Annotated in this window: 8 protein-coding genes; 4 read left to right on the forward strand and 4 right to left on the reverse strand. The window is 71.4% G+C overall.

Annotation, left to right across the window (positions count from 1 at the left end; all coding sequences use genetic code 11):
• Positions 1–134: 134 nt before the first annotated feature.
• Together ACWDEW_RS44590 and ACWDEW_RS44595 are read left to right on the forward strand one after the other, a co-directional pair.
• Positions 135–3,437, forward strand: coding sequence for a lectin (locus ACWDEW_RS44590; protein ID WP_450521445.1), 3,303 nt, complete (start codon positions 135–137; stop codon positions 3,435–3,437).
• A gap of 180 nt (positions 3,438–3,617) precedes the next feature.
• Positions 3,618–7,808 (forward strand): beta-galactosidase, encoded by a 4,191-nt coding sequence (locus ACWDEW_RS44595; RefSeq protein ID WP_450521447.1) that lies wholly within the window; start codon positions 3,618–3,620, stop codon positions 7,806–7,808.
• A gap of 37 nt (positions 7,809–7,845) precedes the next feature.
• Here ACWDEW_RS44595 and ACWDEW_RS44600 read toward each other — a convergent pair whose 3' ends face one another.
• Complete coding sequence (locus ACWDEW_RS44600; RefSeq protein WP_450521448.1) at positions 7,846–8,499, reverse strand: GNAT family N-acetyltransferase; 654 nt, start codon at positions 8,497–8,499, stop codon at positions 7,846–7,848.
• Between the two features lie 177 nt (positions 8,500–8,676).
• Between ACWDEW_RS44600 and ACWDEW_RS44605 the strand changes: the two genes are divergently transcribed.
• Positions 8,677–9,468, forward strand: coding sequence for a hypothetical protein (locus ACWDEW_RS44605; RefSeq protein WP_450521450.1), 792 nt, complete (start codon positions 8,677–8,679; stop codon positions 9,466–9,468).
• A gap of 236 nt (positions 9,469–9,704) precedes the next feature.
• The gene (locus tag ACWDEW_RS44610) at positions 9,705–9,848 is read left to right on the forward strand and encodes a hypothetical protein (RefSeq protein WP_450521452.1); all 144 of its coding nucleotides are present in this window, start codon (positions 9,705–9,707) and stop codon (positions 9,846–9,848) included.
• Positions 9,849–9,920: 72 nt separating this feature from the next.
• On the opposite strand, the gene ACWDEW_RS44615 is transcribed toward ACWDEW_RS44610, so the two are convergent.
• Genes ACWDEW_RS44615 through ACWDEW_RS44625 form a run of 3 tightly spaced genes read right to left on the reverse strand, consistent with a single transcriptional unit; the run spans position 9,921 to position 16,473 of the window.
• Positions 9,921–11,804: a hypothetical protein gene (locus ACWDEW_RS44615; RefSeq protein ID WP_450521454.1), complete on the reverse strand. Its 1,884-nt coding sequence runs from the start codon at positions 11,802–11,804 to the stop codon at positions 9,921–9,923.
• Entirely contained in the window at positions 11,801–15,316 is a 3,516-nt protein-coding gene (locus ACWDEW_RS44620) for a vWA domain-containing protein (RefSeq protein ID WP_450521456.1), read from the reverse strand. The genes ACWDEW_RS44615 and ACWDEW_RS44620 overlap by 4 nt, the downstream gene beginning before the upstream one ends.
• A complete protein-coding gene (locus ACWDEW_RS44625; protein ID WP_450521458.1) occupies positions 15,313–16,473 on the reverse strand; it encodes an ATP-binding protein in 1,161 nt (386 codons plus the stop codon). Before ACWDEW_RS44625 ends, ACWDEW_RS44620 begins: the two co-directional genes overlap by 4 nt.
• Between the last annotated feature and the right edge of the window lie 31 nt (positions 16,474–16,504).

Below are 16,504 nucleotides of genomic sequence, written 5' to 3' on the forward strand. Positions count from 1 at the left end.
CCTGTTGTGCCAGGCACGAATTGCTGCGGAGGCAACCGATGGTGAGACCCCGACATTCAATTGCGCCACGTGACAGCAAGAGATCCCGACGATATTCGGCCCTGTTCTGCGTCCTGGGCCTGGCGGTTCTGCCATTGCCCGCGGTTGGCGACGCCTATGCCGCGAGCGGCGCGACGCAGGCCCTGGTGACGGACCCCGCGTCCCTCGTCAACCCCCTCATCGGCACCTCCGGTGCGGTGGACACCTTCCCCGGCCCCGACATGCCGGCCGGGATGGTCCAGTGGGGCCCGGACACGACGCCCGACCGGCCCGACGGCGGCGGCTACGAGTACAACGACAAGAAGATCTCCGGCTTCAGCCTCACCCACATCTCGGGCCCGGGCTGCCCCGTCGCGGGTGACCTGCCCGTCCTGCCGGTGACCGGCGCGCTCTCGGGTGACCTCGGCACCACGTCCGCAGGTTTCAGCCACACCGACGAGCAGGCGGGGCTCGGCTACTACAGGCTCACCGACGCGAACGGCGTCAAGACCGAGCTGACCGATACCACCCGCGCCGGTCTTGGCCGCTTCACCTTCCCCGCGGGGCAGCAGGCGAACCTTCTGTTCAAGCTCAGCGGCGGTGCCACCCAGATCGACGGAACCCGCGTCCAGGTCGTGAACAACCAGGAGATCAGCGGCGCGATCGACAGCGGTCACTTCTGCGGTGCCGCCAACCGATACACGCTGCACTTCGACATCAAGTTCGACCGGCCGTTCGCCGCGAGCGGCACCTGGGTCGGCGGCACCATCACCCCCGACGCGACCTCGCTGAAGGCCGGCAAGGTCCAACCGGCCCCGCAGAAGACGAAGTCGGCGCCGCTGAAGGAGAAGCACTTCACCGTCCCGGCGAAGCCCGCACCGACGATCCACACGAGCGCGAACAAGCACTCCGGTACGCCGTCCCCGGCATCCAGCGCCGCACCGCGGACATCCGCTGCCGCTCAGCCGCCCACCACCGGCGCGAACGGCATGTATCTGACCTTCGACACCACCGCGAACCCCACGGTGAACGCCAAGGTCGGCATCTCCTACACGAGTGACGCCGGAGCGGCGAACAACCTCTCCACCGAGATCAAGAAGTGGGATCTCGCCGCCGTCGAACAGGCCAACCACGACGCCTGGAACACGGTGCTGACCAAGCTTCGGATCGGCGGCGGCAGTTCGGACCAGCAGACGCAGTTCTACACCGCGCTCTACCACGCGCTGCTGCACCCGAACGTCTTCTCCGACGACAACGGCCAGTACATGGGCATGGACAACCAGATCCACACCCTGGCCAAGGGACAGAAGGCCCAGTACGCCAACTACTCGGGCTGGGACACCTATCGCTCCCAGACGCAGCTGATGGCGCTGGTCGAGCCGAAGGTCGCCGGTGACGTCGTCACCTCGATGCTCAACGGCTATGACCAGACGGGCCTGTTGCCCAAGTGGGCCTCGAACAACGGCGAGAGCTACGTCATGGTCGGCGACCCGGCCGCCGGCATCATCGCCGACGCGTACGCCTTCGGCGCGACGAACTTCGACACGGCCAAGGCACTCGCCGCCCTCCAGCGCGAGGCCACCGTCTCGAACAACGACCGCCCCGGAGAGCCCGTACGGGACGCGAAGGGCTACCTCCCGCTCGATGAGAACGACTACAACTGCTGCAACTTCTACGGCCCCGTCTCCACCCAACTGGAGTACGACTCCGCCGACTACGCCGTCGCCGCCTTCGCGAAGTCGCTCGGCAACACGTCCGTCTACGCGAAGTTCGCCACCCGCGCGCAGGACTGGATGAACGTCTTCAACCCGCAGACCGGCTACATGCAGGCCAAGAACAAGGACGGCCAGTTCGCGGGCGGCTTCACCCCGGGCACCTCCAACGGTTTCGTGGAGGGTACGTCCGCGCAGTACACGCCGATGGTCCCCTTCAACCTGCGGCAGCTCATCCAGGCACGCGGTGGCAACGCGGCGTACTCGACCTACCTGGACAGTCTGCTCGACAACATCACCCGCCCCGGCAACACCGACGCCGACCTCAGCAACGAACCGAGCGTGGAGATCCCCTGGGAGTACGACTACACGGGCCAGCCCTGGAAGACCCAGGCAGCCGTCCGCGACGCCCAGCAGAACCTGTACTTCAACGCGCCCGTCGGCTCGTTCGGCAACGACGACCTCGGCGCGATGAGCTCCTGGTACGTCTGGTCCGAGCTCGGCATGTACCCGGAGACCCCGGGCACGGACACCCTGGCGCTCGGCAGCCCGGCGTTCCCGGTGGCCAAGGTGACTCTCGGCAACGGCAAGTCCGTGGGGATCAACGCACCGCAGGCCGCGCCCGACGCGCCGTACGTGCAGGCGCTCGCCGTCAAGGGCAAGGCGTGGAACAGCTCCTGGCTGAGCTATCAGCAGTTCCAGGGCGCGGGCACGCTCGACTTCACGCTCGGCACCGCGCCCAACAAGGCCTGGGCGTCGGACCCTTCGGCGGCGCCGCCCTCGGACACCACGGGCGGCGGCCGGGTGCTGGCCGCGACCGGTCCCTCCAGCGACGGCCTGGTGCTCCAGCCGGGCGCGTCAGGCGACGGCACACTCGATCTCACCAACCTCGGCAGTACGGCCGTCACGGTCGACTGGAAGGCGACGGCGCCCTCCGGCGTCACGCTGGACACGTCATCCGGTTCGCTGACGGTACCCGCCACCGGCAGCGCCGAGGCGAAGGTCAAGGTGACGGCGGGCGCGAGCGAGGGAACCTACCCGGTCACCTTCGCGCTCACCGACCACAGCACCGGTACGGCACTGAGCGGGGCGTCCCTCCGCGTGGCCGTGGCCAAGGCCGGCGCGCTGTGGCCGTACGCCACCAACGAGGGCATCTACCCCGACGGCACCTCCTTCTCGGGCGGGTTCGACAACGGCGGCTGGGCGTTCTCGCAGAACGCGCTGGCGGCGGCCGGCGTCACGAGTGGCTCCACCGTCACCGCCGACGGCATCTCCTACACCTGGCCGACGGTGACGTCCGGGCAGTTGGACAACCTGGAGATGGCCGGTCAGACCATCCCGATGCCGTCCGGCGCGTCCGGCGCGTCGCTCGGTCTGCTGGGCACGGCGACCAACGCGCCGACCGACGGCAGCGGGGTCTCGGGCACAGTGACCGTCTCCTACACCGACGGCACCACCTCGCAGGCCACGATCGGCTTCTCGGACTGGACGCTCAACGGCGGCGGCAGGACGCCCCTCCCGGGGGACACGACGGCCGTCACGACCGCCTACCGGAACACCGGGAGCGGGGGCCGCGACAACGTCAAGGCCTATGTCTTCGCGACGAAGGTCCCGCTGGACGCGTCCAAGCAGGTCGCGTCGATCACGCTGCCGGTGACGGGTTCGACGGGTGCCGACCACCTTTTCGCGTACGGATTCGGCCAGTAACGCGGTCAGTTGAGGCACTGGCGGTCCTGACGACGCCGGGCCGGTTCCCGGACGCGAGCCCGGGAACCGGCCCCTCAACTGTCTCCTCCCGCCCCATTGTGGTGAGCCCTGTGCACCTTTACTGTTCGGCTTTGCCTGAGTCTGTTTGATGCTGTTCGCCCAGCCGGTCTGGAGGCCGCCGTGCGGAGTAGTCGGAACGGTTCGGAAGGTGCGAGACCCGGTCGGCGCCGGTGGTGGCGGGCGGTCCTCGCGACGGCCGCGACCATCGCCCTCGCGGCGGGCATGACCGCGCCGGCCACGGCGGCGGCGCGGGACATCGGCGAGCAGACGCCCGCCGTCGGTCCGGACGCCTCCACCGCCGCTGCGCAGGCGCACACCGTGACGCTCGACGGCTACTCGTTCCTCGTCGACGGCAAACGCACCTACCTGTGGTCCGGCGAGTTCCACTACTTCCGGCTCCCGAGCCAGGACCTGTGGCGCGACATCTTCCAGAAGATGAAGGCGGCGGGCTTCAACTCCACGTCCCTGTACTTCGATTGGGGCTACCACTCGCCCAAGCCTGGCGTCTACGACTTCACCGGCGTGCGGGACGTCGACAAGCTCCTCGACATGGCCCAGGAGGCCGGGCTCTACGTCATCGCCCGTCCGGCGCCGTACATCAACGCGGAGGTCGACGGCGGCGGCCTGCCCGGCTGGCTGAGCACCAAGGCCGGGAACAACCGCAGCGACGACCCGCAGTTCCTCAAGTACGCGGACGAGTGGCTGACGCAGATCGACCGGATCATCGCCCGCCACCAACTGACCAACGGCACCGGGTCGGTGATCGCCTATCAGGTCGAGAACGAGTACTACAACGGCTCGACCGCCGGCCGCTCCTACATGCAGCACCTGGAGGACAAGGCCCGCGCCGACGGCATCACGGTCCCGCTGACCGGCAACAACAACGGCACCTTCAACTCCGGTACCGGCGCCCTGGACGTCGACGGCCCGGACTCGTACCCGCAGGGCTTCAACTGCTCCAACCCCGCGAAGTGGAACGGCGTCCCCGACATCAGCTACGACCACCCGGCCGGAAAACCGCTCTACTCACCGGAGTTCCAGGGCGGCGCCTTCGACCCCTGGGGCGGACCCGGCTACGACAAGTGCGCCCAGCTCATCAACGACCAGTTCGCCAACGTCTTCTACAAGCAGAACATCGCCGTCGGCGCCACCGCGCAGAGCTTCTACATGACCTACGGCGGCACCAACTGGGGCTGGCTCGGCATGCCGCAGAACTACACGTCGTACGACTACGGGGCCGCGATCCGCGAGACCCGCCAGCTCGACCCGAAGTACTACGAGGACAAGCTCATCGGGTACTTCACGCAGTCGGTCGCCCCGCTGACCAAGACCGAGGCGATCAGAGCGACACCGCCGGACGACTCCGCGATCGTCGACACCGCCCGGATGAACCCCGACACCAAGACCCAGTTCCACGTCCTGCGGCACGGAAACTCCACCTCCACGGCCGTCGACAGGACCCACATCTCCCTCGACTTCAACGCCGTCCCGTCCGCCGACACCACCTACACCTGGGACGACCCCGACTCCGCCCTCCAGTACGCCGGTTCGTGGTCGCACGTGGCCAACACGAGCTACACCGGCGGCGATTACAAGCACACGGAGTCGTTCTCGAAGACGGCCGGCGACTCCCTCACCGTGCCCTTCGACGGCACCGCGATCCGCTGGATCGGCTCGAAGACCAACAACCACGGCAACGCGGACGTCTACCTCGACGGCACCAAGGTGGCCACGGTCGACGACTCCGGCAGCGAGAGCCAGGCCGTGCTCTTCCAGAAGAGCGGACTGACACCCGGCGCGCACACGCTGAAGATCGTCGTCGCCGGGAACCACGGCTCGGGATCCACGGACAACTACGTGGCCGTGGACGCCATCGACGTACCGACGAGCGACTCCGCCGCGGAGCCGACCTACCCGGTCGTGCCGCAGCAGCCCGGCACCGCGATCACCCTCGACGGACGCGACTCCCACGTGATCGTGGCCAACTACCGCCTTGGCGAAGCCCAGTTGCAGTACTCGACCTCCGAGATCATGACCGGCGCGACCATCGGGGACCGGGACGTCGCCGTGCTCTACGGCGACGAGGGCAGCGACGGCGAGACGGTCCTGCGCTACGCCACCGAGCCCACCGTGACCGCCAACGGCGGGACGGTCGCGACCAGTTGGGACCCGGCCACCGGTGACCTCCGCCTGAACTACACGCACAAGGGCCTGATCCGCATCAGCATCAGTGGCGACGGCAAGCGCCCGCTCCTCCTGCTCGTCGGCGACAAGGCCACGGCGGAGACCTTCTGGCGCCAGGACACGGCGAGCGGGCCCGTACTCGTGCGCGGCACCCACCTGCTGCGCACGGCGACCAGCCTGCACGGCGGTCGCACCGTGGCGCTCACCGGCGACAACGCCGACGACAAGAACATCGAGGTGTTCACCTCCGCCGCCCACGTCACCTGGAACGGAAGGGCGTTGGGCACCCACGTCACCGACACGGGGAGCCTCACGGGGAAGATCCCGGTGGCCGCCCCGGTGCAACTGCCGACGTTGACGAACTGGAAGCACGCCGAGGAATCTCCCGAAGCGGCCCCCGGTTTCGACGACACCAGCTGGCAGGTGGCCGACAAGGCGACCACCAACAGCGTCTCCGGCGTCAACTCGCTGCCGGTGCTCTACGCGGACGACTACGGCTTCCACACCGGCAACACGTGGTACCGGGGCCGCTTCCGCGCCACCGGCAAGGAGACGGGCATCCATCTGGTCTCGGACTCGGGTGGAGACGCGCAGGCGTTCTCCGTCTGGCTCAACGGGACCTTCCTGGGCAGCTCCACCACCGGCAGCGGTGACTTCGCCTTCCCGGCCGACGCGGTGAAGTCCCAAGGGGACAACGTCATTTCAGTGCTCACCGTCAACATGGGACACGAGGAGGACTACAACTCCACCAACGGCAACAAGGCCGCGCGCGGACTGACCAGCGCCTCCCTCGTCGGCGCGCCACTGACGTCCGTCACCTGGCGCCTCCAGGGCGTCCGGGGCGGCGAGGACCTCCAGGACACGGTCCGCGGCCCGCTGTCGACGGGCGGCCTCTACGGCGAGCGGGCCGGCTGGTCCCTGCCGGGCTACCCGGACGCCGACTGGAACCGTGTGTCCCTCCCGACGACCGACACGACACCCGGTGTCTCCTGGTACCGCACCGACGCCAAGCTGGACCTGCCGCACGGTCAGGACACCTCGGTCGGGCTCACGTTCACGGACGACCCGGCACGCAAGTACCGGGCCACGATCTTCGTGAACGGCTGGCAGGTCGGCAACTACGTCAACTACCTCGGTCCGCAGCACACCTTCCCGGTCCCCAACGGGATCCTGAACCCGAACGGCCACAACAGCATCGCCATCGCCGTGTGGAACCTCGACGGCAGCACCGGCGGCCTCGGCAAGGTCTCACTGACCGACTACGGCAGCTACGCCTCCTCGCTGCGCGTCGCACAGAACGACAGCCCGCGCTACGACGCCAGTGGCTACGCCATGCCGAAGCGCCCGGGAGCGGACGTCACCCTCGACGTGCCCGACACCGCCCAGCCGGGACAGGCCTTCACCGCGCGTACGACGGTCCGGGTCCCGAAGGACGGACGGACCGCCACCGAACTGACGGCGTCGCTCGCGGCGCCGGACGGCTGGAGCGTGAGTGCCACGAGCCCCACGTCGCTCAAGCGCCTGCGACCCGGCGCATCGGCCATCTTCACCTGGCAGGTTCGGCCCCCGGTCGGAACGCTGCCGTCCGCCTCGGCACTCACCGCCACGGTGCGCTACCGGCAGAACGGACGGCAGGCCGTCGGCGCCGACGAGCGGATCGTGCGGGGGATCCCGCCGGCTCCGCCCGCCGGACAGAGCGACGTGAGCGGCCTGCCGTTCCTGTCGTCCACCAACGGGTGGGGCCCGGTGGAACGGGACACCAGCGTCGGCGAGCAGGCGGCCGGTGACGGCCGTCCGATCACCGTCGCGGGCGTCGGCTACGCCAAGGGCCTGGGCACCAACTCCGTGAGCGATGTAGAGCTGTACCTCGCCGGACAGTGCTCGCGGCTGACGGCGTACGTCGGCGTCGACGACGAGACGAACGGTGCGGGCAGCGTGACGTTCTCCGTGATCGCCGACGGCAAGACCCTGGTCACCACGCCGACGATCCTCGGCAAACAGGCCGCCGTGCCGATCGACGTCGACATCAGCGGCGCCCAGGTGCTTGACCTCAAGGTCGGCGACGCGGGCGACGGCAACGGCAACGACCACGGCGACTGGGGGACGCCCACCCTGACATGTGAATGATCGAGAGGCAGGGCGGCGTGGGCGCCTCTACGGTCGTTCATGTCCCCGCCGGGTCCGGGCCCCGCACCGCGCTGGTCAGCGGGGCCAGGACGCGCCACCCGATGCGCTCGTACAGGGCCCGGCCATCAGCCGTCGCGCCCAGCACGCCGACTGCGGGCCCCTGCCCGGCCGCGACGTCGGCGAGCGCGGCCATCACCAGGCGCCCCAGGCCGCGGCGCCGGTGGGCCGGATCGGTCTCGACCTGGTCGACGACGGCGGTGGATCCGGTGACGGCGACCTGAGCGCGCGCGGCGAAGGCGCCGTCCGCGGCGCGAACGAGGGCGCGGGTCACGCCGGCGCGGCTCCAGGTGCGCAGCCGGTAGCCGTCGGGGACCTCGGCGTGGGAGGCGCGCAGTGGGGCGGACATCAGGAAGCTGGGACCACCTGACACGGACCAGCCGGAGGCCAGCCAGGGGGTGAGCGTCTCAGGTGGTACGAACGCCTTCAACCAGACGTTCGGGGCGGCGGCCTCGGTGATCTTGCGGACGGTCGGCTCGTCGGCGTCGGTCAGGACGTGGCGCATGACGTGCTGGGGCAGGCCGACGTCGATGGTGAAACCCCAGGCGCTGGGCGCCGGTTCGGCCGCACCACGCGAAAGGGCCCAGCCATGGGCCCACGCTTCTACGGCTTCAGCCGTGTTCCTGAAAGACAAAGTCCCTCCCGATGTAAGTGATGAGGTCCTACTTCACCTATTACATCAGGTGTGATGGTGGCTTGCCAGGTGTGAACTGGGCAACCGGGACCGGCTTTCGTGGGTCTAGCCCCCGATGACACACCATCAGGTCCGGCGCTTGGGGAGCGGCGGACCCAGCGTCCCAAGGGGGGACTCATGCGTATGCGCCCGGCCGTCGCCGTCACTTTCCTGACAGCCACCCTTTCCGCAGCGATGCTTCCGGCCACCGCCCAGGCGGCGGACACGACAGCCGCCGACGACACCACCTTCTCGAACGTCGTGGTCAACGGCGGCAAGGACATCGTGCTCGGCCTGACCACCAGAAAGACCGTCACGATCACGTGGACGGCCCACGACCCTCAGGGCGTTGCCGCGTCCTGGGCCTACCTGTGGCACGGTCCCAACACGGACGACGCCGACGGAGTCATCCCGCTGTACCCGCCGACGGGAGCGTGTGCGGTGTCGTCGGCGGACCCGACCACCTCCACGTGCAAGGTGAACCTCGGCGTGGACGCCGCGCGGGACTTCGACCACAACGGCCTCGCCGGAGCCTGGAAGGTGCTCGCCGGGGCGCAGGACACCACGGACGAGTGGACGGAGATCGACGCCGCCGGCACGGCGAACTTCAAGCGGTACGCCAAGGTGACGGTCAACGCCTCGCCCGAGCCGGTGAAGAAGGGCAGGACGATCACCGTCACCGGCAAGTTGACCCGCGCCAACTGGGACAGCGGCACCTACACCGGCTACCAGGACCGGCCGGTGCAGCTGCAGTTCCGCAAGAAGGGCAGCTCCGTCTACACCACGCTGAAGACCGTCACCAGCGGAGTCGGCGGCACGCTGAAGACCACCACCAAGGCCAAGGCCGACGGCTACTTCCGCTTCGTCTTCGCCGGTACCCCTACCACCGGCCCGGCCACGGCCGCAGGCGACTTCGTCGACGTCCGGTGACGATCAGCGCCCGCGTCCGCCTGTCGGCGCGGTAGCCCGGGGCCGGTCCGGCGTCCGTCCGGGGTGGACGCCGGCCCGGCCGACGGATGCGGAATCCGCGACCGCAGGTGACGATGAGCGTCAGCGAGGGGAGGGGAGACACCCGAAAGGACACCGCAGGTCCGGAGCCGGCACCTCGTCCTCGTCCCGACGACTGACACCGGCCGCGATGATCTTCGCACTTCGTCCGGCTGGGGGTGGCCGAGGCAACCCGCTCCGTTCTCCTCGGCATGGGCGTGATCATGGCCGCCGCCTTCGTTGTCGCCCTGCTCGGCCCGCGCCGCGGAGTCCAGCAAGAACCGCCCCCGGACAAGCGGGAGTTGAAGGCGGCGCAAGCATGAGGAGAGGGCGGCTGAATCCACGCCGGGGCCCGTGGCCCGCCTGGGCGACTCGCCCGGGAATCCGCCAGGCGGTCAGGTCGCGTCCGGCGCCTCCCAAGTGGCCCGGACCAACGCCCGTTCGGTACTGGTCAGGTAGACGGCCGCGGCGAGCCAGGCGCGCGCGTACCCGTCCGGGTCGGCTTCCTCGGTACGGCCGAACACATCGCGCCCACGCCGGTCCGCCTCCGCGGCGAGCGCGTGCGACAGATCCGCGGCCGTCCGGAATCCGGCCCGCCGCAACGCTACGACGGCCCCGGCCCGGTCGCCGTCACGCGCGGGCTCGGCGGCGGCCCTGCGCCCACCGGACACGGCGACCTCGACCAACCGACGCAGCCGCCACAACGGCGCCTCTGTCACCGGATCGGACGGGACACCCGGGAGCCCGGCCGTCTCCAAGAGGGCGTCGGCGGGCGGCAGATGGCTGCCTTCGATGCGGTCGTAGCCCAGATCGGCATGGCCCTCCCACTCCGCGGGCAGCCGCAGGGTCGTCGCCGTGGTCTCATCCGTTTCCGGTATCGGGCCGACGGCGAGTGGCCGGAGTGTGGCCGCGCGATCGGGGTCGAGGCGGCCGACGACGCGCAGCCGCAGCCCGGGGCGGGAGGCCAGCCGGCGAAGGTTCGCGGTGTGGGCGAGGTCGGGGTGACCGTTGGCCGGCAGGAGGCGGATCAGGAGGCCGTCCGGGTCCGGCCGTCCGGAGGTCAACTCCTGGGCGAGCACCTGCTGTTCGACCACTCCGACGACGACCAGATCACAGCCGATCAGCTCACCGGACGTCCGCTCGGCCTCCTCCGGATCGCTCACCGGAGCATTCCCGAGCCGGGCGGCGACGGCCTCGGCGAGCGGCCGGGCGAACACCGCGGCCAACGGGCCCGAGGCCCAGGACCGGCCCGCGACCGGTGTCGCCCGGACTCCCTTGCCGGCACCGAGACGACCGTCCGAGGAGAGCGTCGCCCCCGAGATCAGCAGCCCGCCCCGGGAGAGCCCGGCATGGTCGATGCTGCCCGAACCGAGCGCGACCGTGGCCGTGGCGGCTCCGCGCGCACGGGCGGCACCCCCCGGTTTCACGTCCGCGACGGTGAACCAGCGCCCGTCGTCGGAGATGACATGGGTGACCACCCCGCCGTAACCGGTGGCGGAGATCACCGGCTCCCGGCACACGCCGTGCACGCGCAGCGCGCCCTCGGGCCGGTAGCTGCGGCGGGCGGTTCCCACCAGCGCCGGGGCCGGATCGGATGCCGCCAACTGGCCTGTGGTCAAAAGGAGTTCACGCAGATCGGTGACCAGGTCGGCCAGCCGGTGGCCGTCGTGCCGGGACCGTGCGCCCCGCAGGCCGCGGACCACCCGCAGCGCCGCCGCCTCCGCGCGGTGCAGCCCGGCGAGGCGCGCGGTGTGCGAGGCGCGCAGCACCTCGGCCTGCGCCACCGCGCCCGCAGCGGGTACCCCGGCGGCCAGAACGGCAGCCGCGGCGGCCCACAGCGAGCGTGCGGCGGTCAGTTGAGCCTCCGTGGGTCCTGTGTGCGGTGGCTGTCCGGCGGCACCCACACCGGCGACGGTTTGTACGGTGTCCTCCGCCGGCGACTCGACCTCCGCAGAGGTGTCGCCCTCCTGCGCCACGGCCGGATCCGCGTCGGCCACCGGACACGCGCCGAGCACGGCGGCGAGGTGCAGGCACCTCGGGGCCAGCAGACAACTGCACACGGCCTCCCCGGCGTCGGTGACCGCCCCGGAAGGACCAGGAGAGAGGACGACCTCCGCGTCCTCACCGCACCGCACCCGCCGCACGGCACCCTCGACGGTGACGGGTGCGGCCACGTACGTCTCGATCGCGGCGTCCAGCTTCTTGCGCAGCCGGGAGGTCAGGGCCTCCACGGCGGCAGCGGCCACCTTGGGCGCCACCGGGGGCAGTTCGGGGTTCATCGGGACTCTCCGCGAAGGCGTTCGCCCACCCAGCGGGCGAGGGCGAGAGGACTGAGGGCGGCGACGGGCATCCCGGCTCCGACGAGTTGCTGGGCCACGGGAACGGAGTAGCGCGGGGTGCCGGAGTCGTCCAGAGCCGCGCAGCCCATCAGATGGACCCCGGAACTCGCGAGCGCCCGTACCTCGCCCAGGAGTCCGCCCAGTGGGTAGCCCTCCTCGAAGTCGCTCACCACGACCACGAGGGTCCGGCTGGGTACGGTCACCAGGGATCGGGCGTGGGCCAGCCCGGCCGCGATGTGGGTGCCGCCGCCCACCCGCACCTCCAGCAGCAGGGACAGTGGGTCCTCGACCTTCTCCGTCAGGTCGATCACGTCGGTCGAGAACGCCAGGAAGTGTGTGCTGAGGGTGGGCACTCCGCCCAGTACGGCGGCGGTCAGCGCCGACCAGATGACGGAGGCCTCCATCGACCCGGACACGTCGACCACCAGGATCAGCCGCCAGTCCGCCTCCTTGCGCGAACGGGTGCTGAACACCGGCCGCTCCGGCACGACCAGAGTGCTGCCGTCGGCCCTCTTGCGGGCGTGGACCAGGTTCGCCCGCAGAGTGCGCGGCAGGTCGATCCGCCCTCCAGGACGCCGAGTCGGGCGAGGTGTGGCCAGCCCGCTCAGTGCGGGCCGCAGCCGGGTGGCCAGCTCCTTGGCCAGCTCGTCGACCAGCCTGCGCACCAGCGGGCGCAACCTGGCCAGTTGCTGCTCGGGCATTCCGCCCGCCAACGACAGCACGGACGTCAGCAGATCGACCGAGGGGCGTACGGACTTGGGGTCGAGCTCGGCCAGCACGTCGCTACGACCCTGGTCGGCGGCGCGGGCGAGCACCTCCTCACGCACTTCCGCACCGAACAGCGCCTGGAGTTCCTCCGCCCACTCGCGCGCGGTCGGGAAGGAGGCGTCCTGCCCGCCGGGGCCGCTGTCCCGGCCCAGGTCCGAGGAGCCCTCGCCGCGACCCCTGCCGTAGAGCTCGTCGAGCGCGTGCGCGTAACGGCGGGCGCCCGCAGGCAACTTGTCGCTCTCCCTGCCGAGGAGCAGCCGCCACCGGTCCGTCGGCGTGAGACGGAGTCCGTCATCGATCGAATGGTCCGGCACCGGCACGGGACGTGGGGTGGCGGCCCCGGGCTCGGGAGCCTCGGCGGGCCGGGGCGTCGGGGGTTCCGCCCGCAGGGCCTCCACCGCCGCACGGCCGGCCTCGTCCGCCGCCGCCCACAGGGCCAGCAGACGCGGGGAGGCGGACAGGGCCAGGTCGAGGCGGTCGCCCAGCCGCTCCGTGACCGTGTTCAGCAGACGGTCACGGCCTGCCGGGGACAGCGTGTCGAAGCCGCCGCGCAGGGCGGGCAGTCGGTCCAGGAACGCCTGGTCGGTCAGCGTGTCGACCCGGTCGAGCAGTGGGTCGAGCGCGGTCGGCGCCGACTGGAGCAGCGGTGCGGCCCCGGTCAGCAGCCCGGCGAGTCTGCGGGCCAGCGCGTGCCGTGCGTCGGGGCCGGTGGCAGCGTCGATCCAACCGGCGGCCCGTGCGCCGAGAGCGTCGGCGTCGTCCAGGTCGAGCAGGACCCGACAGGCGAGAGCGGCTCCCTGGACGAGTGGTGAGCCTGTCTGCGCGAGACCGCCGAGGGCCTCGTCCATGCGCAGGCCCAGGCGGTGGTCGGCGGCGCGGGTCGCCAGGGCGACGAGCGCTGCGGCCTCCTCCGGGTCGTCGCTGCCCGCCAGTCCCGGCAGGGACCGTACCGCCGACTCCAGCAGATCGACGGCGAGTACGCCCGCCGCCTGCCGGGTCCCGGATGTGGTGCCGGGCAGATGGTCCCGGCGCAACGCCTCCAACAGGTCGAGTCCGGTGAGGAGTTCGGGGAGCGTCGCGGAGGCGGGCAGCACGTCGGCGGCCTCGGCCAGCCGCTGGGCGACCAGGGCGGGCAGATCGCAGCGGGCGGCGTCCCGAAGTCCCGTCAGGACGAGGGCGCTTGTGGGGCCGCCGTCCGAGGACTCCCTGTGGAAGGTCTCCCGCAGTGTCCCCTCCGCCGCGAGTGCGGCGGTCACGCCCCGCACCCCGGCCAGGTCCAGCCGCACGGGCACGGACGGCACCCAGGCCAGCCGCCACCGGGTGGTGAGCGCGGAGGCGTCGCCCGTACCGGACACCTCGACCGGCTCGCCGTAGCCGACCCCGCACACGTCGAGCCGCCTGAGGAGGATCTCGCGCCGGTTGTCGAGGGCCGAACGGAGCGGGTCCAGACGCAGTTCACGCGCAGCGGGGTCGTCCGGGCCGGGCAGTCGCAGGGCGGTGAGTTCCGCCTCGACGGAAGGGCCGAGCCCGGAGCGCGGGGTGCCCGGAGCGACCCGGCCGCGATCGGTGCCCACGAGAACCACTTCCAGGGCCCGCGCGAGAGCACGGCCCCGGCCGAGCGGCTCGCCCTGCCCCATCACGGACGTCAGGGCCTCAAGCACCTCGCCCCGGCCCGGTGCGGGGAGCCCGCGCAACCGGGCGAGGTCGCAGGCCACCCGTAGCGTCTCGCGGGCTTCGCCGGTCCCCGCCGTGTGCCCGGCCGCGCGCAACTCCCGGCACACTCCCGTGATCGCCCGCGCGGCGGCGTCGTACCGCAGCTCGGGATCGCCCGCCGCGCCGAACACCGCCTGCTGCCAGCGTGGGTCGCGGATCCCGGCCGGATATCCGGACCGTGAGTCCAGCAGATCGAAGGCGTACGGGACCAGGGAGGTGACGACGGGCGAGGGCTCCGCGGGGAGCACCGATGCTGTCCCCTCCACCCCTGCGCCGTCCGTCAGTGCCGATGCGTGGAAGGCGCCGATCACCGCCGCGACCCGGCGTCCGCCGGCTGCCGCGAGGGCGATCGTCTCCCGCATGTGCGCCTCACGCGCCAGGTCCACCGCGGGTACACCGCCGGACGACTCGGCGTCCTGGCGCAGCGCCCAGCCGACACCCAGGGCGGCACGGCGCAGCGACTCCGGTGTGCAGCCGGGCGCGAGGACCTCCACGCTGCGGTCCCACAGGTCGTCGCCGTCACGGCCGGTCCCGGCTGCGGTGAGCGCCCGCGCGAAGGAAACGGGTGCAGGGCGGTCAGGTGCCTCGGCGCGCTCGGGCACCTCCGCGTGCCAGCGCGCGTCGGCCATCGGCAGGTCGCAGCAGACGACCTCCACCCCCCGCTCCCGAGCCCAGCGGACCGCGGCGAGTTCGGGCGAGAAGTCGGCGAACGGGTAGAAGCCGAGCCGACCGTCCGCACCGGCACCCGCGAGCGCGACCGGCGCGAGGGTGCCGGGCGCGCCGAGATGGGTCAGCCACGGCTGGAAGTCCACCGGCAGCTCCACGCAGACCACTTCGGCACCGGCCGCGTCCAGCAACGCGGGTACGGCGGCGGCGAGCGCCGGGCTGTGGTGCCGCACGCCCAGCAGATACGGCACCACGGAGTAGGCCAGGGCGTCGAGCGCGGCCCGGGGGTCCTGAGCGATCGTCACCGAAGGTTCTCCCGCAGGTCCCAGAGGCGGCGCCAGGTCGCGGAGCCGTCCTCGGCGCGGCGGCGCACCGGGCCGTCCCAGTAGCCCAACAGGCGTGCGTGGTCAGAGGGATCGTCCTTGCGGACCACGCCCAGGAGATGGCCGGGCACCAGGTCGAGGGGGTCTCCGGCGGGCAGGTAGGCGGTGGCCACCCCGAGGGAGACGGCGACCTGCACCGCCTCCGCGGTGGACATCACCGTGCCCGGACGCTCCACGTCCCAGCCCTCGGCCGAACGCCCGGCCCGCAGATCACGGAACACGGTCACCAGGACGTCGAGCACCGCGTCGTCGACGTCGAAGGCCGCGCCCGCCCGCTCGACGGCCGCCACGGCCTGTCGTTTCACGAGCGCGGTCTCGGCGTCGACGTCCGCGATCGGGTGCACCGTCTCGAAGTTGAAGCGGCGCTTGAGTGCGGCGGACATCTCCGACACACCGCGGTCGCGCAGGTTCGCGGTGGCGATGACGGTGAAACCGGGGGCCGCGGCGACCTGCGCCTCGTCCGTGCCGGACAGCTCGGGCACGCTCATCCGGCGGTCGGAGAGGATCGACACCAGCGCGTCCTGCACCTCGGGCAGACAGCGGGTGATCTCCTCGACGCGCGCCACCCGTCCCGAGCGCATCGCGCCGAGCACGGGCGAGTCCACCAGCGCCTGGGGAGTGGGCCCCTGGGCGAGGAGGAGGGCGTAGTTCCAGCCGTAGCGCAGGGCGTCCTCGGTGGTGCCCGCGGTGCCCTGTACGGTCAGCGCGCTGGTGCCGCAGACGGCCGCCGACAGTAGCTCCGAGAGCATCGACTTGGCCGTGCCGGGCTCGCCGACCAGCAGCAGTCCGCGTTCCCCGGCGAGCGTGACCACGCACCGCTCCACCAGGGCGCGTTCACCGACGAACTTGGGGGCTATGACGAGTTCGCGGGGCAGTGTCTCGTGGGGCTTGGCCAGCGTGAGCGGTTCGCCGGCGCTGCCGCACACGAAGGTGATGACGGAGCGGGGCGTCAGCCGCCAGCCGGGCGGGCGGGGCCCCTCGTCGTGGGCGGCGAGGAAGGCGAGTTCGGTGGCGTGGCGCTCTTCGGCGGGCATCGTCTGCCGGTCGGGCAGGGCCGTCGCCGTGTCGGTCGAGGTCATGAACGTCCTTGCTGGGTAGGTCTGTCGGTCG

It is taken from the genome of Streptomyces sp. NPDC001100 (assembly GCF_053598575.1).